23 protein-coding genes are annotated in these 25,945 nt (G+C 71.6%); 9 read left to right on the plus strand and 14 right to left on the minus strand.

The features are described 5' to 3' along the window. The 12 genes from AB0E85_RS32530 to AB0E85_RS32585 all read right to left on the minus strand — a co-directional run. Positions 1-869, minus strand: an 869-nt coding sequence (locus AB0E85_RS32530; protein WP_361934836.1) for a lyase family protein, incomplete at its 3' end; no start/stop codon positions are given. Positions 870-989: 120 nt separating this feature from the next. Beyond that, on the minus strand, positions 990-2,006 hold the full coding sequence (locus AB0E85_RS32535; RefSeq protein ID WP_361934839.1) for an asparaginase: 1,017 nt from the start codon (positions 2,004-2,006) through the stop codon (positions 990-992). A gap of 32 nt (positions 2,007-2,038) precedes the next feature. Further along, a complete protein-coding gene (locus tag AB0E85_RS32540) occupies positions 2,039-3,481 on the minus strand; it encodes an amino acid permease (protein WP_361934842.1) in 1,443 nt (480 codons plus the stop codon). Next, entirely contained in the window at positions 3,478-4,221 is a 744-nt protein-coding gene (locus AB0E85_RS32545; RefSeq protein WP_361934845.1) for a FadR/GntR family transcriptional regulator, read from the minus strand. Before AB0E85_RS32545 ends, AB0E85_RS32540 begins: the two co-directional genes overlap by 4 nt. 121 nt (positions 4,222-4,342) lie before the next feature. Further along, positions 4,343-5,179, minus strand: a complete 837-nt coding sequence (locus AB0E85_RS32550) for an undecaprenyl-diphosphate phosphatase (protein WP_361934848.1) — start codon at positions 5,177-5,179, stop codon at positions 4,343-4,345. Positions 5,180-5,259: 80 nt separating this feature from the next. Further along, positions 5,260-5,607, minus strand: coding sequence for a fluoride efflux transporter CrcB (crcB, locus tag AB0E85_RS32555; RefSeq protein ID WP_361934851.1), 348 nt, complete (start codon positions 5,605-5,607; stop codon positions 5,260-5,262). Next, complete coding sequence (locus AB0E85_RS32560) at positions 5,604-5,984, minus strand: DUF190 domain-containing protein (protein WP_361934854.1); 381 nt, start codon at positions 5,982-5,984, stop codon at positions 5,604-5,606. The genes crcB (AB0E85_RS32555) and AB0E85_RS32560 overlap by 4 nt, the downstream gene beginning before the upstream one ends. Further along, complete coding sequence (gene crcB, locus AB0E85_RS32565; protein ID WP_361934857.1) at positions 5,981-6,433, minus strand: fluoride efflux transporter CrcB; 453 nt, start codon at positions 6,431-6,433, stop codon at positions 5,981-5,983. Before crcB (AB0E85_RS32565) ends, AB0E85_RS32560 begins: the two co-directional genes overlap by 4 nt. A 168-nt stretch (positions 6,434-6,601) precedes the next feature. Beyond that, on the minus strand, positions 6,602-7,561 hold the full coding sequence (locus AB0E85_RS32570; RefSeq protein WP_361934860.1) for an SMP-30/gluconolactonase/LRE family protein: 960 nt from the start codon (positions 7,559-7,561) through the stop codon (positions 6,602-6,604). A 49-nt stretch (positions 7,562-7,610) separates the two neighbouring features. Continuing rightward, positions 7,611-7,868: a winged helix-turn-helix domain-containing protein gene (locus AB0E85_RS32575; protein WP_361934863.1), complete on the minus strand. Its 258-nt coding sequence runs from the start codon at positions 7,866-7,868 to the stop codon at positions 7,611-7,613. Between the two features lie 186 nt (positions 7,869-8,054). Beyond that, positions 8,055-9,614: an arabinogalactan endo-1,4-beta-galactosidase gene (locus tag AB0E85_RS32580; RefSeq protein WP_361934865.1), complete on the minus strand. Its 1,560-nt coding sequence runs from the start codon at positions 9,612-9,614 to the stop codon at positions 8,055-8,057. Positions 9,615-9,722: 108 nt separating this feature from the next. Then, positions 9,723-11,744: a beta-galactosidase gene (locus tag AB0E85_RS32585; protein WP_361934868.1), complete on the minus strand. Its 2,022-nt coding sequence runs from the start codon at positions 11,742-11,744 to the stop codon at positions 9,723-9,725. Between the two features lie 184 nt (positions 11,745-11,928). On the opposite strand from AB0E85_RS32585, the gene AB0E85_RS32590 reads away from it, so the two are divergent. From AB0E85_RS32590 to AB0E85_RS32610, 5 genes are all read left to right on the plus strand, one after another. Beyond that, positions 11,929-13,248, plus strand: coding sequence for an extracellular solute-binding protein (locus tag AB0E85_RS32590; protein WP_361934870.1), 1,320 nt, complete (start codon positions 11,929-11,931; stop codon positions 13,246-13,248). Continuing rightward, entirely contained in the window at positions 13,245-14,171 is a 927-nt protein-coding gene (locus AB0E85_RS32595) for a sugar ABC transporter permease (protein ID WP_361934873.1), read from the plus strand. The genes AB0E85_RS32590 and AB0E85_RS32595 overlap by 4 nt, the downstream gene beginning before the upstream one ends. After that, on the plus strand, positions 14,168-15,079 hold the full coding sequence (locus AB0E85_RS32600) for a carbohydrate ABC transporter permease (protein ID WP_361934876.1): 912 nt from the start codon (positions 14,168-14,170) through the stop codon (positions 15,077-15,079). Before AB0E85_RS32595 ends, AB0E85_RS32600 begins: the two co-directional genes overlap by 4 nt. Continuing rightward, positions 15,076-16,107, plus strand: coding sequence for a LacI family DNA-binding transcriptional regulator (locus AB0E85_RS32605; protein ID WP_361934879.1), 1,032 nt, complete (start codon positions 15,076-15,078; stop codon positions 16,105-16,107). The genes AB0E85_RS32600 and AB0E85_RS32605 overlap by 4 nt, the downstream gene beginning before the upstream one ends. A gap of 72 nt (positions 16,108-16,179) precedes the next feature. After that, positions 16,180-16,605 carry a MarR family transcriptional regulator gene (locus tag AB0E85_RS32610; RefSeq protein WP_361934881.1) on the plus strand — a complete coding sequence of 142 codons (426 nt, stop codon included), beginning with the start codon at positions 16,180-16,182 and terminating at the stop codon, positions 16,603-16,605. A gap of 70 nt (positions 16,606-16,675) precedes the next feature. Here AB0E85_RS32610 and AB0E85_RS32615 read toward each other — a convergent pair whose 3' ends face one another. Then, positions 16,676-17,074, minus strand: a complete 399-nt coding sequence (locus AB0E85_RS32615) for an SseB family protein (RefSeq protein WP_107460221.1) — start codon at positions 17,072-17,074, stop codon at positions 16,676-16,678. Between the two features lie 343 nt (positions 17,075-17,417). Between AB0E85_RS32615 and AB0E85_RS32620 the strand changes: the two genes are divergently transcribed. The 4 genes from AB0E85_RS32620 to AB0E85_RS32635 all read left to right on the plus strand — a co-directional run bounded on the left by AB0E85_RS32620 (position 17,418) and on the right by AB0E85_RS32635 (position 23,881). After that, positions 17,418-18,551 carry an MFS transporter gene (locus AB0E85_RS32620; RefSeq protein WP_361934932.1) on the plus strand — a complete coding sequence of 378 codons (1,134 nt, stop codon included), beginning with the start codon at positions 17,418-17,420 and terminating at the stop codon, positions 18,549-18,551. 33 nt (positions 18,552-18,584) lie between these two features. Next, positions 18,585-20,342, plus strand: coding sequence for a beta-galactosidase (locus tag AB0E85_RS32625; RefSeq protein WP_361934884.1), 1,758 nt, complete (start codon positions 18,585-18,587; stop codon positions 20,340-20,342). Beyond that, the gene (locus tag AB0E85_RS32630) at positions 20,339-22,723 is read left to right on the plus strand and encodes a beta-galactosidase (protein WP_361934886.1); all 2,385 of its coding nucleotides are present in this window, start codon (positions 20,339-20,341) and stop codon (positions 22,721-22,723) included. The genes AB0E85_RS32625 and AB0E85_RS32630 overlap by 4 nt, the downstream gene beginning before the upstream one ends. Positions 22,724-22,810: 87 nt before the next feature. Continuing rightward, positions 22,811-23,881: a LacI family DNA-binding transcriptional regulator gene (locus AB0E85_RS32635; RefSeq protein WP_361934889.1), complete on the plus strand. Its 1,071-nt coding sequence runs from the start codon at positions 22,811-22,813 to the stop codon at positions 23,879-23,881. A 10-nt stretch (positions 23,882-23,891) separates the two neighbouring features. On the opposite strand, the gene AB0E85_RS32640 is transcribed toward AB0E85_RS32635, so the two are convergent. Further along, a complete protein-coding gene (locus AB0E85_RS32640; RefSeq protein ID WP_361934892.1) occupies positions 23,892-25,859 on the minus strand; it encodes a heavy metal translocating P-type ATPase in 1,968 nt (655 codons plus the stop codon). Positions 25,860-25,945 lie beyond the last annotated feature (86 nt).

Raw genomic sequence — 25,945 nt, forward strand, 5'->3', positions numbered from 1 at the left:
CCGGATGGGCCACGACCGCTAGGGCACGCCGCCAGTCGCCGGGCATGGGCTGGAGTTGAGTGGTCGTCATGTCCGCAGACTAATCGGCGCCACCGCCCGGTGATGGCAGCGAGGTGACGGCGGGCCGCCTCGGCATATCCGGCAGGGGCGTTGAGACCGGTACCGATCGCGGTGGCACCCAGGTTGATCTCATGGATCAGCTGCACGGCCTCGGCGAGCCGGGCGCGGTCCTCGTCCAGCATGACGGCGTACGCGGAGAACTCCTGGCCGAGCGTCATGGGCACCGCGTCCTGGAGCTGGGTGCGGCCCATCTTGAGCACGTCGCGGAACTCGACGGCCTTGGCCGCGAACGTGTCCTGGAGGACCGCCATCGCGTCGAGCAGCCCGCGCACCGCGAACACCGTCGCGATCTTGACGGCGGTCGGGTACACGTCGTTGGTGGACTGACCGAGGTTGACGTCCTCATTGGGGTGCAGGAAGCCGTACTCGCCCTTGGCGTGGCCCAGCAGTTCCAGAGCCCGGTTCGCCACCACCTCGTTGGCGTTCATGTTGGTCGAGGTGCCGGCGCCGCCCTGGACGACGTCCACGACGAACTGGTCGTGCAGCCCGCCGTCCCGGATCTCCCGGCAGGCCTCGACGATGGCCGCGGCCTTCTTGGGGTCCAGCAGGCCGAGTTCCTCGTTGGCGAGGGCGGCGGCCTCCTTGACCGCGGCGAGGGCATCGATCAGATGCGGGTAGGCCGAGATCGGCATGCCCGTGATGGGGAAGTTCTCCGTGGCCCGCAGGGTGTGCACACCCCAGTACGCCTCGGCGGGAACGTCACGGTCACCGAGCAGATCGTGCTCGGAACGGGTGGCGGCGGTCGTCATGAGGGTGAGGGTCTTCTTTCTGAGGTACAGGGGGGGAAGCGCCCCTGAAAGGGGCGCGGGGAACTGCGCGATCAGCCACAGGGGACCCGCGGCCGCCGGAAGGGAGAACCCGGCACTTCGTCAGGCGCGGTGAGCAGCGGCAACCGGCTCCAGCGAGCGAACGGGCCGCACCCGCCCGACCTCCCGCCCTCCACCGAGCAGCGGCTCACCCGCGAACTCGGCGAGCAGCCCCGGGTCGACACCGGCCCGGGCCAACGCGGCGGCGGTCACGGGGACCCGCGCCCGGTTCGCACCATCCGCGATCTTCACCGCAACGGCCCGCCCATCAGCCAGCGCAGCGACCTGCACGCCCTCGAAGCCGTCCTTGGACAACAGCCCCGGCACGGCCCGCATCAACGCGGCGACGTCCCGTCCGGAGCCGGAGGCCATCTCCGCGTGCTCGCGCATCGCGTCGGCCACCCGGGCCTCGGGGGTCCCCGGCGCGGCGGTGACGATCCGGGCGGTGGCGCGGGCGAGGCCGTGCAGCGAGATGGAGAACAGGGGTGCGCCGCAGCCGTCGACGGTGACCCGGGCGATGCGCTGCCCGGTGAGGTCCTCGACGATCTCGGCGACGGCCTGCTGGAGCGGGTGGCCGGGGTCGAGGTAGTTCTCCAGGGGCCAGCCGTTGAGCATGCAGGTGTAGAGCATGGCGGCGTGCTTGCCGGAGCAGTTCTGCGCGAGCCGCGAGGGCAGTCGGCCCTCGCGCACCCAGGCGTCCCGGACGACCGGGTCGAACGGCATGTCCGTGACGTTGCGCAGATGGTCCTCGGTGAGCCCGGCGAGGTCGAGGATGCGCCGGGCACCCGCGAGGTGGCGTTCCTCTCCGGAGTGGCTGGCCGCCGTCAGGGACAGGAGCTCGCCGTCGAGCGGCAGCCCCGCCCGGGCCATGGCCACGGCCTGGACGGGCTTGATCGCGGAGCGCGGGTAGAAGGCGGCCTCGATGTCCCCGATCTGGAGCGCGACCCTTCCGTCGGCGTCGAGGACGACGACGGAGCCGTAGTGGATGCCTTCGACGATTCCGCCGCGGATGAGGTGGGCGACGGGGGCGTGGACGGGTTCACGGACAAGGGGTGCGTCCGCGAGGGAACTGCTGAACATCACTGCCTGCTTCTCTGGGAGCGGCGCGTTCCTCACGCGCCGGCTCCGGTGGTGGACTTGCGCGCGATTCGGCCGCGGATGGCGAACCATCCGGCGACCAGTGCTCCGACGATCAGCGGCAGGCACAGCACGGTGGTGCGTCCCGCGCCGCCGTCGGCGTACATGAGGACCAGGACGGAGGCGAGGAACGCCAGCGTCACGATCTCGGTCCAGGGGGAGCCGGGCAGCCGGTAGCCCGGACGGGTCAGCTCGCCCCTCTGGGTCTTCTGCCAGAAGAGGAGGTGACAGATCATGATCATGCCCCAGGTGGCGAGGATGCCGATCGCGGCGAAGTTCAGCACGATCTCGAACGCCTCGGCGGGCACGACGAAGTTGAGGCCCACGCCGAGCACGCAGATGCCGCTGGTGAGCAGGATGCCGCCGTAGGGGACCTGGCTGCGGCTCATCACGGAGGTGAACTTCGGCGCGGATCCGGCCATGGCCATGGAGCGCAGGATGCGGCCGGTGGAGTACAGGCCCGAGTTGAGGGAGGACATGGCGGCGGTGAGGACGACGAGGTTCATCACGCCGCCGGCCGCCGGGACGCCGATGTTGGACAGCACCGTCACGAAGGGGCTCTCGCCGGCTGTGTACTTGTTCCAGGGCAGCAGCATCGACAGCAGCACGACCGAGCCGACGTAGAAGACGCCGACGCGCCACATGATCGAGTTGATCGCCTTCGGCATGATCTTCTCGGGGTTCTCGGTCTCACCGGCGGCGACGCCGACCAGTTCGACGGAGGCGTAGGCGAAGACGACGCCCTGGATGATCAGCAGCATGGGCAGCAGACCGTGCGGGAAGATGCCGCCGCTGTCGCCTATGAGGGACGGGCCGGGGGTGTGGCCGTCGACGGGGTGCTGGGTGACCAGCAGGAAGATGCCGATGCACATGAAGACGACGAGCGCGCCGACCTTGACGATCGCGAACCAGAACTCCAGCTCACCGAAGATCTTCACCGAGATCAGGTTCACGGTGAGGACGACGGCCAGCGCGATCAGTGCGATGACCCACTGCGGGATGTCGGAGAACATGCCCCAGTAGTGGGTGTAGGTGGCGACGGCGGTGATGTCGGCGATACCGGTGGTCGCCCAGTTGAGGAAGTACATCCAGCCGGCGGTGTAGGCGCCCTTCTCCCCCATGAACTCACGGGCGTAGGAGACGAACGCGCCCGAGGAGGGCCGGTACAGCACCAGTTCGCCGAGGGCGCGCACGACGAGGAAGGCGAAGAGACCGCAGACCGCGTAGGCGATGAAGAGGGACGGACCGGCGTCGGCGAGGCGGCCGCCGGCGCCGAGGAAGAGGCCGGTGCCGATGGCTCCGCCGATGGCGATCATGTTGACATGCCGGGACTTCAGGGACTTGCTGTAGCCCGCGTCTCCGGCATCGACATGGGTGGAACGTTTCTGCACATCGTCGTGCAGGGACTGCTCGCTCACGCCTCGGTTCCGCCTTCCATGGGGGTTTCCGTGGGGGTGTCCGTGCGCGAGGAGCGCACGATGTCGGTGAGGGTGGTCTCGACGCGGTCGAGGTGGTGGGCCATGGCCTCCACCGCGTCGTGCTCGGAACCGTCGGTCAGCGCCTCGACGATCGCCCGGTGCTCGCGGTTGGACTGCTCGCGGCGGCCGCCCAGCTCGTTGAGGAAGGCGGACTGGCGGGCCAGTGCGTCCCGGATCTCCTCGATGACCCGGCGGAAGACCGGGTTCTGGGCCGCCTCGGCCACGGCGAGGTGGAACAGCGTGTCCATGGCGACCCACGCCGTGGTGTCCGTCTCCCGCTCCATCCGGTCCAGCAGGTGGGCCAGGTGGTCGAGGTTCTCCGGGGTGCGGCGCCGGGCCGCGTACCCGGCGACGGGGATCTCGACGTGGCGGCGCACCTCCAGCAGGTCGCTCGCCGCGTAGTCGCCGAAGGTGGGGTCCTCGACGGTACTGGCCACGACGAAGGTGCCCTTGCCGGTCCTGGACACGGTCAGCCCCATGGTCTGGAGGGCCCGCAGCGCCTCGCGCAGCACCGGCCGGGACACCTCGAGGGCCCGGCACAGCTCCGCCTCGGAGGGGAGCTTGTCGCCGATGGCGTACTCACCCCGTTCGATGGCACCGCGCAGGTGCGCCAGCACCGCTTCCATGGCACTGACGCGTCGCACGGGCTGTCCGGCTGTCCGGCTGTCTGACAGGTTCACGGGAGAGATACTCCGGCCGACGGCCCAACCTGTCAAGGGCCGCCCCGAAAGGGGCGCGGGGAACTGCGCGACAAGCCACGACGGCGCCGCAGATGAACGACGGCGCCTCCCGGCAGAACACTCAGCTGTGCAGCACACCCGCTCCGAGCAGCCCGAACAGCAGCACGCCCACCACGATCCGGTAGATCACGAACGCGTTGAAGGAATGCTTGGCGACGAACTTCAGCAGCCACGCGATGGAGGCGTACGCCACGACGAACGAGACGACCGTGCCGACGGCGAGCGGGGCCGCGCCCACCCCGGTACCCAGGGCGTCCTTGAGCTCGTAGAGGCCGGCACCGGTGAGCGCGGGGATGCCGAGGAAGAAGGAGAGCCGGGTGGCGGCCACCCGGTCCAGGTCGAGGATCAGCGCGGTGGACATGGTGGCGCCGGAGCGCGAGAAGCCGGGGAAGAGCAGGGCGAGGATCTGGGAGCTGCCGACCAGCATCGCGTCCTTGAACGAGGTGTCGTCCTCGCCCCGCTTGTGCCGGCCCATCTGGTCCGCCGCCCACATCACCCCGCTGCCGACGATCAGCGAGCCGGCGACCACCCACAGCGAGGCGAGCGGACCCTCGATGAGCGGCTTGGCGGCGAGTCCGACGGCGACGATCGGGATGGTGGCGCAGATGACCCACCACGCGAACTTGTAGTCGTGGTTGTACCGCTCCTCGCGGTCGCGCAGGCCCCTCCCCCAGGCGGAGACGATCCGCACGATGTCCTTGAAGAAGTACACGAGCACCGCGGCGATCGCGCCGACCTGGATGACGGCCGAGAACCCGACCACGGCGTCGTCGTCGACGGGGATGCCCATCAGTCCTTCGACGATCTTCAGATGGCCGGTAGAAGAGACCGGCAGGAACTCGGTCACCCCCTCGACGGCTCCGAGGACGACGGCCTGACCGACGCTGATGACGCTCATGGGATCCAGTTCTGCTCGGGGCTGGCGCGGAGGGGACCGTCTTACTACACCCGGACGAGAACCGATCTCATGGACGCGTCTCACATACGGGCCAGGGCCGCCCCCGCGAAGGCCGCGGCGAGACCGGCCGCCACACTGGCCGCGACATTGAGGGCGGCCTGGAGACGTGCCCCGGTCTCCGCCAGCCGCAGCGTCTCGTAGGAGAACGTCGAGTACGTCGTCAGGGCTCCGCACAGGCCGGTGCCGAGCAGCAGTTGAAGGTGGGCGGCGGCTCCGGTGAGCAGGCCGAGGACCAGGCAGCCGGTCACGTTCACCGTGAAGGTGCCCCAGGGGAAGACGGAATCGTGCCGGGCCTGGACCGCCCGGTCGGTGAGGTAGCGCAGCGGGGCGCCGACCATCGCACCGCAGACGACCAGCAGCCAGTTCACAACGACCTCTTACCCTTCGGGTCCGCTGTGCCGGGATCGTCCCCGCGTCCGGCGTACCGGATCACCTCGCAGTCCTCCAGGGTCACGAGCCCGTCGGTGACGATGTCGTCGAGTTGCGGGAGGAACGCGCGGACGCGAGGCGCGGTGTCGACGATCACGACCGCGATCGGCAGGTCCTCGCTCAGGGACAGCAGCCGTGAGGTGTGGATGAGGGAGGACGCGCCGAACCCCTCGATGCCGCGGAAGACGCCGGCCCCCGCGAGGCCCGCCGCGTGGGCCCGGTGGACGATCTCCGCGTAGAGGGGCCTGTGGTGCCAGGTGTCGCTCTCGCCGATGAGGACGGTCAGGCGCAGGGCGCTGCCGGTGAGTCTCGTCATGGCTGCCTCCCTTTCAGGACGCGGCGGGTCGTCCCGGCCGCGAGCCACACCGCGGTGAGCGCCGCGAGCGGGGTCGCGGCGAGGTAGACCAGACCGGTGCCGGCCTGGCCGCCGTCGATGAGTCTGCGGATGTCGACGGCGTAGGTCGAGAAGGTGGTGAAGCCGCCCAGGACGCCGGTGCCGAAGAAGGGGCGGACGAGGGGGTGAGCGGGCCGGATCTCGGTGATGACCACCATGAACACGCCGATCACGGCGCAGCCGGCGATGTTGACCCAGAGGGTCGTCCAGGGGAAGCCCTTCGGGGCCGTGGCCCACCAGAGGGAGGCCGCGTAGCGGGCGGTCGCGCCCACAGCTCCTCCGAGCGACACGACCGCGACGACGGGCGCCTGCGCGCGCCAGGAGGGCGGCCGCCGGACCGGGGGGAGGAGGCGCTCTTCGGGGGCTGTCATGGGGGTACGTCTCCTACTCGCCGGGGCCCACGTCGAGCGGGCGCGTGCCGTCGCAAGTAGGGACCGTTGGCGGCGTCACTGCCGCGGTTCGGGTACGGCGGGCCCCACCGCCGCGCCGCGGTGGATGCCCGCGGCCGCGTTCAGGTTAACCCCGGCGGTGGAGCGGGGTCACTTCGGGGCGGGTGCCTCGCAGACCGCCACGCCCCGTTCCCGGACGCTGCCCAGGACGAGGTGCCCGGCCGCTTCGCACACGCTGGTGGCCATGCGGTAGCCGGAGTGCCGGCGGGCCAGGTGGTGGACGACGCGGCCCTGGTCGTCGAAGGCCATGACGCCGACCGTGCCCGTGGGGCGGAAGGGCGCGCGCACGGCCAGACGCGCGGCGGCGGCACGGACGCCGGGCGCGCCGCGGTGGAGCAGGTCGAGGGCCGGGACGCGGGGCCCGGCGAGCGCGACCCAGACCGGTCCGTCGGGCGCGCCGCGCCAGAGGTTGTCGGGCATGCCCGGGAGGTTGTCGGCGAAGGTGTCGCTCCGCCCGGCCTTCGGCCCGGTGAGCCAGTGGCGCAGGAGCCGGCAGGCGCCGGTCTCGGCGACGACGAGGAAGGACTCGTCCGCGCCGGCGGCGACCCCGTTGGCGAACTGGAGGCCGTCCAGCACCACCTCGGGTGTGTCACCGCCGGGGGCGAGCCGCAGCAGCCGTCCCGTTCCGGTGTGTTCCACGATGTCGCCGATCCAGTGCTCCAGTGGGTACCGGCGGCTGGACACGGTGAAGTAGACGCTGCCGTCGGAGAGCGAGACGGCGTTGCTGCAGAAGCGCAGCGGCTCTCCCGCCACCGAGTCGGCGAGGATCCGGACCGTGCCGTCGCCGGTGTCGACGCGCAGCAGTCCCCGTTCGGCGTCGCACACCAGCAGGTCGCCGTCCGGGAGGAGTTCGAGCCCGAGTGGCCTGCCCCCCGTCTCGGCGATCACCTCGACGCGGGCCGCCACCGGGTCGGCGAGGGCGTCGAGCCGCAGGATGCGGCCGTCCGCGACGCCGGTGAGGACCCGGCCGCGCGGGTCGGCAACCACGTCCTCGGGGCCCGGGCCCACCTCGACGTAGTGGCGTGGGACGAGTGCCGTGGGGCGGTTCATCGCGCGCGTGTCCTTCACCGTCGGGGGCGATACCGCTGTAGCGGGTCGCCTACCAGCCCTTCTCAAACATCCGGGCGACCTCCGCGATCCGCATGTCGTCGCGGTGGTAGCGCACGCGGCCCGCGTACCTGCTGGTGCGCAGCATGCCGGTGGCCTCCAGCAGCCGCAGATGGGTGACGGCGACCGGGCGGGGGAGCGAGAACCGCTCGGCGACGGCGTCCGCGGTGACACCGTCCGCCGCGGCCCCGGGTTCCTTCAGCCAGGCCAGGATGTTCAGCCGCGTCTCGTCCGTGGGAGTCCTCAGCATGTCGTGCCCCTGCCTCGCGGCTTCGCCCTCTCACCGCGTCTTCCCACTGTCTCGCAGTCGATGCCGCCGCGTCCGGGGTTCGGCATCGTTGACCGATACCGAACTGCCGTACGGCAACGCGAAGTTCGGGCAGCGGCGAGGCAGGGAAGGGGAGGGGCCCGGAAGCCGGGCCCCTCCCCCGCTCGCTCAGCGGTGCCGGAACCAGGACATCGAGGAGAGCGCCCGGTCGTCGTAGCCGAACAGCGCCTGGTTCTCCCAGGCGTTGCCGGAGGCCGCGTCGGTCGGGTCCCAGCCGTTGCCCTTCACCGCGGTCCAGGTCGCCTCCCAGTAGAAGATGCCCAGGCCGCGTCCGTTCGGGACGGCCTCCACGATGCTCGTCATGTCGTTCATCCACCGGGTCTGGCCGGTCACGCTCGCCGGGTAGCCGGGGACCAGTTCGGCGCTGGTGTCGATGATGTTCTCGTGGGCGTCATCGCTGTCGAGGCGGAACGGGTAGGCGGTCTCGGCGACGAAGACCGGCTTGCCGTAGCGGGCGGCGGCGTAGTCGAGGGTGGTCTGGAAGTCGGCCAGGCTGCCGTGCCAGTAGCCGTAGAACGACAGGCCGATCGCGTCGAACTTCACGCCGTTGGAGCGCGCGTTGTCGAACCACCAGCGGGTGCCCTCCAGGTCACCGCCCTCGGCGAGGTGCAGCGCCACGGTGGTGGACGGGCTGACCGCCTTGACCGCGTCGTAGCCGGAGTTGAGCAGCCCGGCCAGCTGCGTCCAGTTCGAGGTGGATCCCTCGTTCCACAGCATGCCGCCGTTGATCTCGTTGCCCACCTGGACCATGTCGGCGGTGGTGCCCTGCGCCTTCAAGGCGTTCAGCACGTCGTATGTGTGGCGGTACACGTCCGTCTTCAGCTGACCGTAGGAGTGCCCGGCCCAGGCGACGGGCTTGTCCTGGCGTCCCGGGTCGGCCCAGAAGTCCGAGTAGTGGAAGTCGACCAGCAGCTTCATGCCCTGCGCCTTGACGCGCTTGGCCGTCGCGAGGACGCGGGCCTTGTCGTTGAAGCCGTCGGCCGGGTTCACCCAGACCTTGAGGCGGGCGTAGTTCATGCCGGACGACTTGAGGACGGACAGGGGGTCCGCGACGGTGCCCGAACTGTTGCGGTAGACGCCGCCCTTGGCCTCGCTCTTGGCCAGCGACGAGATGTCGGCGCCCTTGATCGACGTACCGGTCGTGCCGGAGGTGAAGGTCAGGTCGTCGACATTGATCCAGTTGCCCGCGTTCGCGTCACTGTTGACGCTGATCGTGCACTGGTTGCCGGTCACCTTGACCGGCACGACGATCCTGATCCACCCGTCGGCCGAGACCGGCAGGTCGGTGCGCTGTTCGGCGCCGCCGCAGTTCTTCAGCGCCAGGTACGCGGCCTTCTGCCCGCCGCCGGAGCGGACCCAGGCGGTGAGCGTGTAGTTCCCGTTGGTGAGTCCGGACAGGTACTGGTAGGTCTCCACCTTGTAGGCCGAGGAGGACCAGTGGGTGAGGCGGTGGCTGCCGCCGTGGCCGCCGGACTCGGTGAACGAGGCGCCGGTGTCGCCGTACTCGGACCAGCCGCTCGGGGTCGCGGCGCCCGCTGCGTCGGTTTCGAAGCCGCCGTTGGTCAGCGTGCTCGCGGCGCGGGCGGAGGTGGCGGGCAGGGCGGTGAGGGCGAGTCCTGCGGCGAGGGGCAGCAGCAGGGCCCTGAGGGTGCGTCTGGGATGGAACATCGTCGTCCGTCGTCCCTTCGACGTGGGGATGGGGGGCCTCACCAGGAGGTGAGTGAGGGCGGGCCCTCCGCCCGCGGCTCGTGGCTCGCGCGGGCGGAGGGAGTCGGTTCAGCCGTCGAGCCGGACGACCCGGACGGCTCCGGCCGGGACCGCGAGGCCGCCGGCGGCGCGTTCACCGGTCAGCAGCTCGGTGCCGGGGGCCTCCAGCGGCACCTTTGCGTCGCTTCCGGTGTGGTTGACGGCGAAGAGGTAGGTGCCCGACTCGCCGGTGCGGCGGACGACTTCGACGTCCCGGGGCAGATCGGCGCGCGGGGCGAGCCCGGCGTCCTCGCCCGCCCGGCCGAGCAGCGTGTCGAGGCCGTCGGCGCCGAGGCGGGTGGAGACGTACCAGGCGGTTCCCTCGCCGAGGCGGTGCCGGGTGACGGCGGGCAGACCGGCGGTCAGGCCGTCGGCGTAGACCGAGACGGTCTCGGCGCCGCGCGGGACGACGAACTCCGTCCACACGTCGGCGGAGAGCTCGCTTGCGCCGAGACCGGTGACGCGCACCCCGTCGCCGGGGAGCAGCGGGGAGAACTCCTCGACGGTGAGGCCGAGGACGTCCCGCAGCGGGCCCGGGTAGGCGCCCTCGTGGACGGCGTCGTGCTCGTCGACGATGCCGGAGAAGTACGAGACGACCAGCGTGCCGCCCTGCTCGACGTACGCCTTCAGGTTGCGCCCGGCCGCCTCCGTCATCAGGTACAGGGCCGGTACGACGACAAGGGGATACCTCGACAAGTCGGCTTCCGGGTGGGCGAAGTCGACGGTGAGGTGGCGGTCGTAGAGGGCCTCGTAGAAGGCGTCGGCGCGCTCGCGGGCGTCGTGGTCGACGCTCGGGCGCCAGTCGAGGGTCTGGGCCCACCATGAGTGCCAGTCCCAGAGCACGGCCACGTCGGCCTCGGTGCGGGTGCCGCGGATCTCGCTCAACGTCTCGATGGCCGCACCGAGTTCGACGACCTCTCGCCACACGCGGGTGTCGGTGCCGCCGTGCGGGACCATCGCCGAGTGGAACTTCTCGGCGCCGCGCCGGGACTGGCGCCACTGGAAGAACAGGGCTCCCTCGGAGCCGCGCGCCACGTGCGCCAGGGAGTTGCGGGCCATCTGGCCGGGGGCCTTGGCGGGGTTGCGGAGCTGCCAGTTGACGCCCGAGGTGGAGTGCTCCAGCAGCAGCCAGGGGGCGCCGCCCGCGACGGACCGGGTGAGGTCGGCGGCCATCGCCAGGTTGACGTGGGTGCGGCGGCCGTCGGTGATCAGGTAGTGGTCGTTGGTGACGAGGTCGACCTCACGGCCCCAGGCCCAGTAGTCGACGGAGTCGCACTGGCTCAGCGCCGTCATGAAGTTGGTGGTGACCGGGACGCCGGGTGAGAGGCGGTGCAGGATGTCCCGCTCCATGCGGAAGTTCTCGCGCATGGTGGCGTCGGCGAACCGCTTGTAGTCCAGCGCCTGGCCGGGGTTGACGGCCGCGGGGGTGAGCCGGGGCGGGTTGATGTCCTCGAAGGCGGCGTAGCGCTGGCCCCAGAAGGCCGTGCCCCAGGCCTCGTTGACCGCGTCGACCATGCCGTACGTGGTCGCCAGCCAGCGGCGGAAGTGGGCGGCGCAGGAGTCGCAGTAGCAGGCGGAGACGGGAACGCCGTACTCGTTGTGGACGTGCCACATCGCCAGGACCGGGTGGTCGCCGTAGCGCTCGGCGAGCTTCGTGGTGATGGCCGCGGCGGCGGAGCGGTAGTCGGCGTTGCTGTGGCAGATGGCCGCGCGGGAGCCGAACTCGTAGCGCACGCCCTCGGCGGTGACGGGCAGTGCCTCGGGGTGGGCCCGGTAGAACCAGACGGGCGGGACGACGGTGGGGGTGCCGAGGTCGACGCGGATGCCGTGCTCGTGCAACAGGTCCAGGAGCCGGTCCAGCCAGCCGAAGTCGTACCGGCCGGGTGCGGGCTCCAGCAGCGCCCAGGAGAAGATCCCGACGCTCACCATCGTGACGCCGGCCTCCCGCATCAGCCGGACGTCCTCCTGCCAGACGCTTTCCGGCCACTGCTCGGGGTTGTAGTCCCCACCGAAGGCGAGCCTGGTGAGGCCCCTGGGGGTTGTCTCCGGCATGGAAGGTCTCCCGGTCGATCGAAAATTTGGGAACGTGCACACACAGCGGCGCAGCGCGGAGGCCAACATAACCGCACAGCAACAATCATTGACAAGTGTCCGGGATGTTTCTCTACTGTGAACGCTCACAGAAGCATGGCAGGTCCTCGCAGCAGGCGGGGACCCCAGGTCAGGGGAGAGATCCATGCCGTACACGAAGCGCCGCCGCCTCGTGAGAACCGCCGTCGCCGTCGCCCTCGGCGCCACCACCCTCGCCGCCTGCGGCTCGGAATCCGCGGACAGCGACACCGAGTCGGGCCCGGCCTCGCTGACGTACTGGACGTGGACGCCCGGCATGGACAAGGTCGTGGACCTGTGGAACAAGGGGCCGGGCAAGAAGGACCGGATCACCGTCACGGTGAAGAAGCAGGCGTCCGGTGACACCCTGGTCACCAAGATCCTCACCGCGCACAAGGCGGGCAAGGCGCCCGACCTGGTGCAGGCGGAGTACCAGGCGCTGCCCACGCTGGTCAGCAACGACGCGCTCGCCGACATCTCGAAGAACGTCGGTGAGGCGGAGGGCAAGTTCGCCGACGGCGTCTGGCAGCAGACGACCCTCGGCACGGACGCGGTCTACGCCGTCCCGCAGGACATCGGGCCGATGATGTTCTACTACCGCGAGGACCTGTTCAAGGAGTACGGCCTGACCGTGCCGACGACCTGGGACGAGTTCGCCGAAACCGCCCGCGAGCTGAAGAAGGCGGCGCCGGAGAAGGACCTCACGACCTTCTCCGCCAACGACTCCGGCCTCTTCGCGGGCCTCGCCCAGCAGGCCGGCGCCAAGTGGTGGACCACCTCCGGCGACCGGTGGAAGGTCTCCATCAACGACGCGGCGACGCAGAAGGTCGCGAAGTTCTGGGGCGGCCTGGTGAAGGAGGGCGCCATCGACAACCAGCCGATGTACACGCCCGCCTGGAACAAGGCGCTCAACACCGGCAAGCAGATCGCCTGGGTCAGCGCCGTGTGGGCACCGGGCACCCTGACCACGGCCGCGCCCGACACCAAGGGCAAGTGGGCCATGGCCCCACTCCCCCAGTGGTCCGCGAGCGACAACAGCACCGGCAGCTGGGGCGGCTCCTCCACCGCCGTCACCACCGACTCCGAACACCGGGCCGCCGCAGCGAAGTTCGCCGCCTGGCTGAACACCGACAGCGAGGCCCTGAACGCGCTGGCGAAGGAGAGCGGCATCTACCCGGCGGCCACCAACGCCCAGACCAGCGGCGCCTTCCTCAAGCCGCCGGCGTATTTCGCCAACCAGGCCGACTTCTACACCAAGGCCGCCGACATCGCGGAGACCACCGCGCCCTCCGCCTGGGGCCCGAACGTGAACGTCGCCTACACCACGTTCAAGGACGCCTTCGGAGCCGCGGCGAAGGGCAGGTCGGACTTCGGCGCCGCGCTGGACGAGATGCAGGCCGACACCGTCGCCGACATGAAGAAGCAGGGCTTCGAGGTCGCGGAGTGAAAAGCACGGCACACCGGCGGTCGTACGGGGTCAAGGGGGCCCCGTACGCCTTCCTCGTCCCCGCGACCGTCTTGTTCGCGCTGTTCTTCGCGCTGCCCATCGGCTACGCGGTCTGGCTCAGCTTCCGCAAGGTGCAGGTGTCGGGCCTCGGCCTCGGCTCCGGCGCCCGCAAGGAAGTCTGGGCGGGCCTGGAGAACTACACCGACGCCCTCTCCGACAGCGAACTGCTGCACGGCACCCTGCGCGTGCTCGGCTACGGGTGCATCGTCGTGCCCGTCATGCTCGGCCTGGCCCTGCTGTTCGCGCTGATGCTCGACGCGGAGAAGGTGCGGCTCGCGCCCGTCACCCGGCTCGCGGTCTTCCTGCCGTACGCCATCCCCGGTGTGGTGGCGGCCCTGCTGTGGGGCTTCCTCTACCTGCCGGACGTCAGCCCCTTCTACTACGTGCTCGACAAGCTCGGAATGCCGCAGCCGGACCTGCTGGACGGCGGGCCGCTGTTCCTGGCCCTGTCGAACATCGCGGTCTGGGGCGGCACCGGCTTCAACATGATCGTCATCTACACCTCGCTCCAGGCGATCCCGGCGGAGGTGTACGAGGCGGCGAAGCTGGACGGCGCCACCCCGCTCCAGATCGCACTGCGGATCAAGATCCCGATGGTGGCGCCCTCGCTGGTGCTGACCTTCTTCTTCTCGATCATCGCGACGCTCCAGGTGTTCAACGAACCGACCACCCTCAAGCCGCTCACCAACTCGGTGTCCACGACGTGGAGCCCGCTGATGAAGGTGCACCGGGACGCCTTCGGCGAAGGTGACATCAACGGGGCGGCGGCGCAGGCCGTGATCATCGCCTTCGCCACGCTCCTCCTCTCCTTCGGCTTCCTGCGGGCCGCGAACCGTCGCCAGAAGCAGGAGGCCGCCCGATGAGCTCCCTCGTCGTCCCCCAGACCGAGCCGGTGGCGGGCAGCACGCCCGGCGCCGCCCAGGACCGCCGCCCGCCGCTGCGCCGCCGGATCGCCCTGATCCCCACCGTCACCCTGCTGCTGGGCGCGCTCTACTGTCTGCTCCCGGTCGCCTGGGTGGTCATCGCCGCCACCAAGTCCGGGCGGGAGCTGTTCTCCACGTTCACGTTCCTGCCGGGCTCGGGCTTCGCCGGCAACATCCGGGACCTCAACGCCTACCGCGACGGCGTCTACTGGCAGTGGATGGGGAACTCCGCGCTGTACGCCGGCCTCGGGGCCCTGCTGTCGACGTGCGTGTCGGCGATCAGCGGCTACGCGCTCGCGATCTACCGGTTCCGCGGCCGCGAGACGCTCTTCAACATGCTGCTCGCGGGGGTGCTGATGCCGCCCGTGATCCTGGCCGTCCCCCAGTACCTGCTGCTGGCGAAGGCCGACCTCACCGACTCGTACCTGTCCGTCCTGCTGCCGCAGATCCTCTTCCCGTACGGTGTCTACCTCGCGCGGATCTACGCCGCCGCCGCGGTGCCCGCCGACGTGATCGAGGCGGGGCGCATGGACGGGGCGAGCGAGTGGCGGATCTTCACGCGGATCGCCCTGCCGATGATGATCCCCGGGATGGTGACGGTGTTCCTGTTCCAGTTCGTGGCGATCTGGAACAACTTCCTGTTGCCGTACATCATGCTCAGCGACGACGAGAAGTTCCCGATCACGCTCGGCCTGTTCACGTTGCTGGAGCAGGGCGCCAACACTCCGGCGCTGTACACCCTGGTGATCACGGGGGCCTTGCTCGCGGTGCTTCCGCTGGTCGCCCTCTTCCTGGTCATCCAGCGGTTCTGGAGTCTGGATCTGCTCTCCGGAGCCGTAAAGTCATGACCATGAACGCTGCCGGGGGCAGGCGCAGACCGCCCACGATCCACGACGTGGCGCGCGAGGCCGGTGTCTCGCGCGGCACCGTCTCACGCGTCCTCAACGGCGGGCACTACGTCAGTCCGACCGCGCAGGAGGCGGTCAACGCGGCCATCCGCAAGACGGGTTACGTCGTCAACCGGCACGCCCGCTCCCTGATCACCGGGCGGTCCGACTCGATCGGTTTCCTGCTCACGGAGCCGCAGGAGAGGTTCTTCGAGGACCCCAACTTCAACGTCCTGCTGCGCGGCTGCACCCAGGCGCTCGCCGCGCACGACATCCCGCTGCTGCTGATGCTGGCGGGCACCGAGGACGAACGGCGGCGCATCACGCGGTACATCACCGCCGGGCACGTCGACGGGGTGCTGCTGGTCTCCAGCCACTCCGGTGATCCCGTCGCGGAGCGGCTGCGTGAGGCGGGGGTGCCCCTGGTGGCGTGCGGGAAGCCGATCGGACTGGCGTCCAAGGTCAGTTACGTGGCCGCCGACGACCGTGACGGCGCCCGCGACATGGTGCGTCACCTGCTGTCGCTCGGACGGCGCCGGGTGGGCACGGTGACCGGTCCACTGGACACACCCGGTGGTGTCGAGCGCCTGGCCGGTTACCGGGAGGTGCTGGCGGAGGCGGGCCTGGAGTTCGACGAGCGGCTGGTCGTCTCCGGCGACTACAGCCGGGCCAGCGGCGAGGCGGGCGCCGAGCGCCTGCTGGCGCGGGCGCCGGACGTCGACGCGGTGTTCGTCGCCTCCGACCTCATGGCGCAGGGAGTGCTCACGGCCCTGCACCGGGCCGGGCGGCGGGTGCCGCAGGACGTGGCCGTCGGCGGTTTCGACGATTCACCGGCCGCGGTGGCCGCAGGGCCCGAGCTGACGACCATCCGGCAGCCCTGGGACCGCATCAGCAACGAGATGGTGCGGGTGCTGCTCGCGCAGATCGGGGGCGAGGATCCGGCGGCGGTGATCCTGCCGACGGAGCTGGTGAAACGGGAGTCGACGTGAGGCCGTGAGGCCGGTCCGAGACCCGTGTGCATGCACGGTCATGGAACCGCGCTCCGGTGTTACCGTTCCCATATGGCGGCGAAGACGGCTGGTGGGCAGCTGGAGGACCGGTGGCGGGACATCCTGTCGGCGCACGCGCGCACGATGTGCGAGATCGACCGGGCGCTGCATCCGCACGGCCTCGGCGCGTCCGACTTCGAGGTTCTGGACATGCTCGCGACCGCGGCGCCCGAGGAGGGCGAGCAGTGCCGCGTGCAGAACCTCGTGGGGCGGGTCCACCTCAGTCAGAGCGCGTTGTCTCGCCTGATCGCCCGGCTGGAGAAGGACGGGCTGGTGGCGCGGTCGGTGTGCGAGGAGGACCGCAGGGGTGTATGGGTCGCACTGACGGCCAAGGGCCGTGACCTGCACGCCGAGGTGCTGCCCCTCCAGCGGGCAGCACTGAGCCGGGCGCTGGGCGAGGAGCCGCCCAGGCCCGGATCGCGCCGGTCGCCTTCTTAGGGGCCCGACGTGCGCACCGAACGCCGCGGCGCCCGCCCTCCGGGCGAACGACACGACGTCGCGGACACCCCTAGCGTGCCAGCAGGGTGCGCACTCCCTCCGAGGTCAGCGTCAGGCGGTGCTCCGAGCTGCCGTCGATGGTGAGCGACAGGTCGTCGGCCGGCCACTGCGCGGCGAGGGCCCCGAGGGGCACCAGGCGGTAGCGGGAGACGAACGGCAGCAGCCCGGCCATCTCCACCTCGGAGGTGAACACGGGCACCACCGGTTCGCCGCCCGGCTGCTCCAGCACCGGCAGCGCCACCGCCGAGGGGTTGGCGGCGTCCGAGTCGTTGGCGTCGTCGGGCACGGGGATGAGCACGTCGCTGTTGGCGAGCGCGTCCAGAGCCGCCGTGTCCTCGGTGTTCTCGGAGAGGACGTCCAGAGCCCGCTGGGCGGGCGTGGGCGTGGGGTCGTTTGCAGGTGTCTCCATGGCAGATTCCCTGGTAGCGGCGGTCGTGCGGCCCGCCCCGGGCATGATCCGCCCCGGGAACGGTCCTGCTCGCGTACCCGAACGGGACCGGGGCAACCCTGGTGGATCTCCGAGGTTCGTGGGAGCCCGGGGGAGATCTCGTGGCGAGCCGGGGGATGCCGGGCGGCCGGAAGGCACCTGGACGGCCGGAGCTGTTGACCCAACTGATGTTACCGGTAACATCAGTTCTCTGATCCAGCCGTACGCGCCTGTGCCCTCCGCCCACCCACCCGGTGGCCCGTCCTTCGGAGTCCGCGTGATCGAAGAGCGCGTTACCCGTCTCCCCTCCGCACCGCCCGGCCCCGTGTTCAGCAGGGCCGCCGTAGTGGCCTCCTGTATCGGCTTCGTGCTCATCGGGGCGTTGCAGGCGCTGTACGGGCCGGCGATCCCGGCCTTCCGTGCGGAGTTCGGGCTGTCGCCCTCCGCCGCGGGGCTGGGGCTGAGCGCCCACTTCGTCGGTGGTGTCGCCGGTGTGCTGCTGTTCGACCGGCTCTACGGCCGGGTCGGCAACCGGCGGATCCTCGGCAGTTCGTATCTGCTGATGGCCGTCGGCGCCGCCGGCTTCGCGCTGGCACCCGACTGGCCCACCGCCCTGGTGGCGGCCCTGCTGGCCGGGTTCGGTTTCGGTGGCATCGACTACGGCCTCAACCAGCTGTTCGCCGTGGGCTTCGGCCACCGTTCGACCGCGATGCTCAACATCCTCAACGCTCACTTCGGTATCGGCGCCATCCTCGGGCCCGCCGTGATCGGCGCGGTCGGCTCCGAGCACTACCCGGCCGTCTTCCTCGCCTTCGCCGTCGCCAACCTGCCGCTGCTGCTGTGCCTGAGGGGTGTGCGGAGCCAGGTGCCCGTCCCGGCCGGAGAGCAGGACGGCGGCACCGGCGTGCTCGGGCGGAGCCTCGGCTCCGTGCTCGCCGTCTTCGTCGTCCTCTACGTGCTGCACGTCGGCATCGAGGCCGGTGTGGGCGGCTGGGAGCCCACGCATCTGGAGACGGTCGGCTACGGCGCGGGCGTCGCCGCGACCGCCACATCGGTGTACTGGCTGATGATGACCGTCGGCCGCTTCCTGGTCGCGCCGCTCGCGTTGCGCTTCTCCCCCCAGGCCATCATCACCGTCTCCTGCGCGGGCATGACGGTGTGCCTGCTGGCGGCAACCGTCCCGGCCCTCGCGCCCTACGCGTACGCCGGGGTCGGTCTGTTCATCGCGCCGATCTTCCCCACCGGGCTGCCGTGGCTGAACCGCGCCGCACCGCGGGCCCGGCGGGCCGGCGCCCTGGTCATCGCGGCCTCCATGGTCGGCGGTGTCGCCGCGGGGCCGGCGCTGGGCAAGGCCATCGAGTGGTCCGGGGTCCGCGCCGTGCCGCTCCTGCTGTGCGGCGTCTCGGCGCTCTGCCTGGCCGCCACGCTCTGGCTGATCCGCGCCACCCGCTCCCGCTGACTCCACTCCTCTGTCCCGAAGGGAAGCTTCCGCATGCCCGCCCTGACGACGACGTCCGACGGATTCCAGCTGCACGGCGAGCCGTTCCGGATCATCTCCGGCGCGCTGCACTACTTCCGCGTCCACCCCGGTCTGTGGTCCGACCGGCTGCGCAAGGCGCGGCTGATGGGCCTCAACACGGTCGAGACGTACATCCCCTGGAACCACCACCAGCCCGATCCCGAGAGCCCCCTGGTCCTCGACGGCTTCCTCGACCTGCCCCGGTTCCTCCGGCTCGCGCAGGACGAGGGACTGCGGGTGCTGCTGCGTCCCGGGCCGTTCATCTGTGCCGAATGGGACGGCGGCGGCCTGCCCGACTGGCTGACCTCCGACCCGGACATCCGGCTGCGCACCAGCGATCCCCGCTTCACCGGGGCCGTCGACCGCTACCTCGACCTGCTGCTTCCCGCGCTCCGGCCGCACCTGGCCGCGGCGGGCGGTCCCGTCATCGGCGTGCAGGTGGAGAACGAGTACGGGGCCTACGGCGACGACTCCGCGTACCTGAAGCACCTGGCCGACGCGTTCCGCTCGCGAGGCGTCGAGGAACTGCTGTTCACCTGCGACCAGGCCGATCCCGGACACCTGGCCGCGGGGACCCTGCCCGGCGTGCTGGCGGCCACGACCTTCGGCAGCCGCGTCGAGCAGAGCCTCGCACGGCTGCGCGAGCACCGGCCCGAAGGGCCGCTGTTCTGTGCCGAGTTCTGGATCGGCTGGTTCGACCACTGGGGCGGGCCGCACCACGTCCGGGACGCGGCCGACGCCGCCGCCGACCTGGACCGGCTGCTGTCCGCCGGGGCGTCCGTGAACATCTACATGTTCCACGGCGGCACCAACTTCGGTTTCACCAACGGCGCCAACCACAAGCACGCCTACTCGCCCACGATCACGTCGTACGACTACGACGCCGCGCTCACCGAGAGCGGCGACCCCGGCCCGAAGTACCGTGCCTTCCGCGAGGTCATCGCCCGCCATACCGCCGTACCGGACGAGCCGCTCCCGGCACCGGGCCCCAAACTTCCGCCCACCGACGTCGAGTTGAGCGACCGGGCGGCTCTCATGCCGTTGGCGGGGCCGCCCGTGAGCGCCGACGTCCCGCTCACCATGGACGCGCTCGGCCAGCGCACCGGTTACGCGCTCTACCGCACCACGCTCCCCGTCCGCGGCGACGGCCTGCTGCACTTCTGTGGTGGGGTCGGCGACCGCGCCCTGGTCTTCGTCGACGGCGCCCCCGCCGGTGTGCTGGAGCGCGAGCGGCACGACGAGTCGCTGCCCGTGCGGGTGCCGCGGCCCGGGGCGACGCTGGAGGTCCTCGTCGAGAACATGGGCGGCGTCAACTACGGGCCTCGCATCGGCGCGCCCAAGGGGCTGCTCGGCCCCGTCTCCTTCAACGGCACCACCCTGCGCGGCTGGGACTGCCACCCGCTGCCGCTCGACGACGTGGACGCGGTGCCGTTCGCCCCGGCCGCGGAGACGAGCGTCACCGTGCCGGCGTTCCACCGCGGCACCTTCGAGGTCGGCACCCCGGCGGACGCCTTCCTCGCGCTGCCCGGCTGGACGAAGGGCCAGGCCTGGGTCAACGGCTTCCACCTCGGCCGCTACTGGAACCGCGGCCCGCAGCGCACGCTGTACGTCCCCGCGCCGGTGCTGCGCCCGGGCTCCAACGAACTCGTCCTGCTGGAGCTGCACGGCAGCACCGCCACCCGTGCCCTGCTCACCGACACCCCCGACCTCGGCCCGGAGAACACCTGGTGACGCATCTCCTGCGCGTGGCGCCGCCCGCCCCTCACCCGCTGACCGGCTACCTGCCCTTCACGGACGCGCCGGGCGTGCCCGACCCGATCGAGGTCACCAGCCACCGGTTCACCCGTGGCGGCCGCCCTTGGTTTCCGGTCTCCGGTGAGTTCCACTACTCCCGCTACCCGCACGGAGAGTGGGAGGAGGAGCTGCTGAAGATGAAGGCGGGCGGGGTGAGCGCCGTCGCCTCCTACGTCATCTGGATCCACCACGAGGAGATCGAGGGCCGCGTCCGCTTCGACGGTGACCGCGACCTGCGGCGCTTCGCCGAGCTGTGCGCCCGTCACGGCCTGGACTTCATCCCCCGGATCGGGCCCTGGTCCCACGCCGAGGTGCGCAACGGCGGCCTGCCCGACTGGCTCCTGGCCGGCGCCTGCACGCCCCGCACCGACGACCCGGCCTACCTGGCGCCCGTACGCGCCTGGTTCACCGCGATCGCCGGGCAGTTGCACGGTCTCGGCCGGGCGGGCGGCGGCCCGATCGTCGCGATCCAGATCGAGAACGAGCTGTACGACCAGCCGGGTCACCTGCGCACGCTCAAGCGCATGGCGCAGGAGGCCGGGCTGAGCGCGCCGCTGTGGACGTCGACCGCCTGGGGCGGCGTCCAACTCCCCGGCGACGAACTGCTTCCGCTGTACGGCGGGTATCCCGAGGCGTTCTGGACGGAGGCCGCCGGGGGCTGGCCCGACACCTGCCGCAAGCACTTCTTCTTCACCCACGAGCGCGACGACGAGGGCATCGGCGCCGACCTGCGGCCCACGGCCGTGCGCGGGGCCGGCCCGGCGCCGACGGACCGCTTCCCGTGGGCCACCTGCGAGTTGGGCGGCGGCATGGCCGTGGCCTATCACCGGCGGCCTCGGGTGGAGGCCGGGGATGTCGGTGCGCTCGCGCTGACCAAGATCGGCTGCGGGTCGGTGTGGCAGGGCTACTACATGTTCCACGGCGGCACGAACCCGGTCGGCGAACTGACCTCCCTTCAGGAGTCGCACGCCACCGGCTACCCCAACGACCTGCCGGTCCTGACGTACGACTTCCAGGCCCCGCTCGGCGAGTACGGGCAGCTGCGGCCCTCTTACCACGAACTACGCCTCCAGCACCTGCTGCTGGCCTGCTTCGGGCACCGGATCGCCCCCCTGCGGTCCGTGCTGCCCGAGCAGCCGCCGGCCGGACAGGACGACCGGGACACCCTGCGCTGGGCAGTGCGGGCCGACGGCACCTCGGGCTTCCTCTTCGTGACCAACCACCAGCCGCACGAGCCACTGCCGGACCACCCCGACACGGCCTTCACGGTCGAGTTCCCCGACGCGCCCTCGCTGACGCTGCCCAGCACCCCCGTCACCGTCCCCTCCGGCGCGTACTTCTGCTGGCCGCTCCGGCTGGACGTGGCAGGGCTGCGGCTGGAGTGGGCCACGGCGCAGCCCGTCTGCACCGTGGAGGCCGACGACCGTACGGTCCTGGTGCTGGCCGCGACGGACGGCATCGCCCCCGAACTCGCCCTGGACGCCGACACGGTGGCGTCCGTCGCCGTGCCGTCCGGGGAGATCACGCCGGTCGCCGGACGGATCCTGGTCTGCGGGGTCCGGCCCGGCACCGACGCCCTGGTGGAGGTGGAGGCGGCCGACGGTTCACGCGTGGGCCTGCTGGTCCTGGACGCGGCGACGGCCCGTACGGTCTACCGCGGCCGGGCGTGGGGTGCCGAACGGCTGGTGCTGTGCGGAGACGGTGTCGTCTTCGACGAGCGCCGAAACGAGGTGCGGCTGCACAGCCCCGCCGCCGGGCCGTCGTTCGCGGTGCTGCCGGCACCGGAGTCCGCCCTGGTGGTGCGGGGGGCCGGGGTCCGGGAGACGGCCGACGGCGTGTTCACGCGCTACACCGTCGACGCCGGGCCGCCGGCGGGCACCGCCGCGACAGTCAGGTCCGTCAGGCCCGCCGGCCCGGCGCCGGTGCCGGTGACCGGTGTGCAGGGCCGGGCGAGTGTGCCGGGCGAGAAGGACGTGGCCGCGGCGGCCGCCGAGTACCGGGTCGACCTACCGGGGGACCTGCTCCGGAACCCCTCCGGGGTGCTGCTGCGGCTGCGCTGGACGGGGGACCTGGCCCGGGCCTACGTGGGAGAGGCTCTGGTCGCGGACCAGTTCTGGTCGGGGCGGGTCTGGGACATCGGGCTGGACCGGCTGCCGGCCCGGGCGCTGGGTACGGAGGGACTGCTTCTCAAGGTGCTGCCGCTCGCCCCGGAGGCGGCCGTGCACGTGCCGGGGCAGCCGGACGGCAGCTGGCGGGAGGCGCGGGTGCTGGACGCCGAATGGGTGGTCACGCGCCGCTGGACGGTCCGGACCGGCTGAGTAGGCTCCGGGCCTGGTGTCCGGCCTATGCTGTGCTCTGCCGGGCGGTTCAGGACCGCCGTACCGACATCGAGGACATCACCCGCCATGACACCGAGCGCGGCCGACGGTCCTGCGCCCAAGGGCCGCAGCAAGCGCAACTTCGCGGGGGCGCGCCCGGTCATGGCTGACGTGGCCCGGATCGCCGGGGTCTCCAAGCAGACCGTCTCGCGGGTCCTCAACGATCACCCGGCCGTGCGCCGCGAGACACGCGAGGCGGTCCTGGAGGCCATGCGCACCCTCGGCTACCGGCCCAGCCGCAGCGCGCGGTCCCTGGCCAGCGGCAGGACCCGGATGCTCGGGGTCATCTCCTTCGACGCCGCCCGCTACGGGCCGGCCTCGATCCTGACCGCGATCAACACGGCGGCCCAGGAGGCCGGTTACCTCGTCAGCTCCATCGCCCTGGACACGGCCGACCACGACACCGTCGTCGAGGCCGTCGACCGGCTGTCGGCCGAGGGCGCGGACGGCGTGATCGCGATCGCGCCGCAGCTGTGGGTGGGCCGGGCACTGGCCGAGACGACCGGCCTGGGCACCCCCCTGGTGGTGCTGGAGAACGCGCTCGACGAGGAAACCGCCCTGGTCACCGGCGATTCCCGCACCGGGGCCCGCAAGGCCACCGAGCACCTCCTCGGTCTCGGGCACGCGACCGTGTGGCACATCGCGGGCCCGGCCGGCTGGACCTCGGCCGACCACCGGCTGGCGAGCTGGCAGTCGACGCTCCGGGCCGCGGGTGCCGCCGTACCGGCCCCTCTCGTCGGGGACTGGAGCGCCGGCTCCGGCTACGACCTGGGCCGTTCGCTGGCCCGGCGCCCCGATGTGACGGCGGTGTTCGCGTCCAACGACCAGATGGCGCTCGGCCTGCTGCACGCCCTGCACGAGGCCGGACGGTCCGTCCCCGGGGACGTCAGCGTCGTCGGCTACGACGACGTGCCGGAGGCGGCGCACTTCCTGCCGCCGCTGACCACCGTCCGCACCGACTTCGCGGAGATCGGCACCCGTTCGCTGCGGCTCCTCCTGGACCGGATCGACGGCCCGGGCGACCGGCCCCGCGTCGACACCCTGGTGCCCGTGGACCTGGTGGAGCGGGCCAGCAGCGGTCCCCCGCCGGTACGCTGAGGGTCGTTCGTCAGCCGTTTCCCTCGGCGGCGGCCCGCTGCCAGGCCCCTTCCCTCAGCAACCGCAGCCCGTTCAGGCCGACCAGGACCGTGGAGCCCTCGTGGCCCGCGACGCCCAGCGGCAGCGGCAGGTTCCCGGCCAGGTCCCAGACGACGAGTCCGGTGATGAACACCCCCGCGATGACGAGGTTCTGCACGACCAGCCTGCGGGCGCGGCGGGACAGGGCGACGGTGGCGGGGACCGCGGCGAGTTCGTCGCGCACGATGACGGCGTCCGCGGTCTCCAGGGCCAGGTCGGAGCCGGCCCGGCCCATGGCGATGCCGGTGTGCGCGGCGGCCAGGGCGGGGGCGTCGTTGACGCCGTCCCCGACGACCAGCACCTTGCGGCCCGCGCCTTCCATCTCCTGCACGGCGGCCAGCTTGTCCTGCGGCAGCAGCCCGGCGCGCACGTCGTCGATGCCGGCCTCGGCGGCGAGGTGCGCGGCGGCCCGGGGGTTGTCGCCGGTGAGGAGCACCGGGGCGGTGCCGGTGAGCGTGGCGAGGGAGGCGATGGTGGCAGCGGCGTCCGGGCGCAGCCGGTCGGCGATGCCGAGCAGTCCGGCGGGGGTGCCGTCGACGACGACCAGGACGGCGGTGCGGCCGGACTCCTCCAGTTCCGCGGCGGCGCCGGGGGTGTCGTCCAGCAGCCGGGCCGGTGCGCCGACGGCGACCGTGCGGCCGCCGACGACGGCGGTGACTCCCACGCCGGGCGCGGAGGTGAAGTCCGCCGCGTCGGGCAGGCCGAGGCCGCGCTCGCGGGCCGCGTCCACCACCGCCCGGGCCAGCGGATGCTCACTGGGCCGCTCGGCGGCGGCCGCCAGCGTCAGCAACGCGTCCTCGTCCAGGCCGGATCCGGGCAGCGGCCGCACGTCGGTGACGCGGGGGCTGCCCTCGGTGAGCGTGCCGGTCTTGTCCAGCGCGACCGCGTCCACCTGCCCGATCCGCTCCATCACCACGGCCGACTTCACGAGCACGCCGTGCCGTCCGGCGTTGGCGATGGCCGACAGCAGCGGCGGCATGGTGGCCAGCACGACCGCGCAGGGCGAGGCGACGATCATGAACGTCATGGCGCGCAGCAGTGCCTCGGTGAGCTGTTCTCCGAAGGCGAGCGGGACCAGGAAGACGGCCAGGGTCGCGGCCACCATGCCCAGCGAGTAGCGCTGTTCGACCTTCTCGATGAACAGCTGCGTGGGCGCCTTGGTCTCGGACGCCTCCTGCACCATGCGCACGATCCGGGCGATCACCGAGTCGGAGGCGTCGCGCTCCACCCGGATCCGGAGGGCGCCGGTGCCGTTGAGGGTGCCCGCGAAGACCTCGTCGCCCCGCTCCTTCGGCACGGGCAGCGGCTCGCCGGTGATGGTGGCCTGGTCCACCTCGCTCGCCCCGTCCAGCACCCGGCCGTCGGCTCCGACACGCTCCCCCGGGCGCACCAGGACGGTGTCGCCGACCGTCAGCTCCTCGACGGACACGGCCTGTTCACCGCCGTCGGGGCTCAGCCGGGTGGCCGTGGCGGGGGCCAGGTCGAGCAGGCCGCGCACGGAATCGGCGGTGCGGGCCGTGGCCAGGGCCTCCAGCGCGCCCGAGGTGGCGAAGATGACGATGAGCAGGGCGCCGTCCATGACCTGCCCGATGGATGCGGCGCCCAGGGCGGCCACGACCATCAGCAGGTCGACGTCGAGGGTGCGTTCCTTCAGGGCCTTGAGCCCTTCCCAGCCCGGCTCCCAGCCGCCCGTGACGTACGACAGGGCGTACAGCGGCCCCCAGGCCCAGGCAGGGGCGCCGGTCAGCTGCAAGGGCAGGGCGAGCAGGAAGAAGGCGGTGGCCGCGGCGGCCCAGCGTGCCTCGGGGAGAGCGAGGACGCGGGTCCGCCGCCGGGCCACCGCCCCGGGGCGCTCGGGCTTCGTCCGTTCGACCGGCTGCGGTGTGAGGGTGGAGGTCATCAGGGGTCCTTCTGGCGGGGGCGCGTCGGCGCCTCACACCATACAGGAACACATGAAGACCCATTCATACCTTCATGCGACAGCCG

Origin of the sequence: Streptomyces sp. NPDC029044 (assembly GCF_040637495.1) — a bacterium.
In the GTDB taxonomy this organism is placed as follows: domain Bacteria; phylum Actinomycetota; class Actinomycetes; order Streptomycetales; family Streptomycetaceae; genus Streptomyces.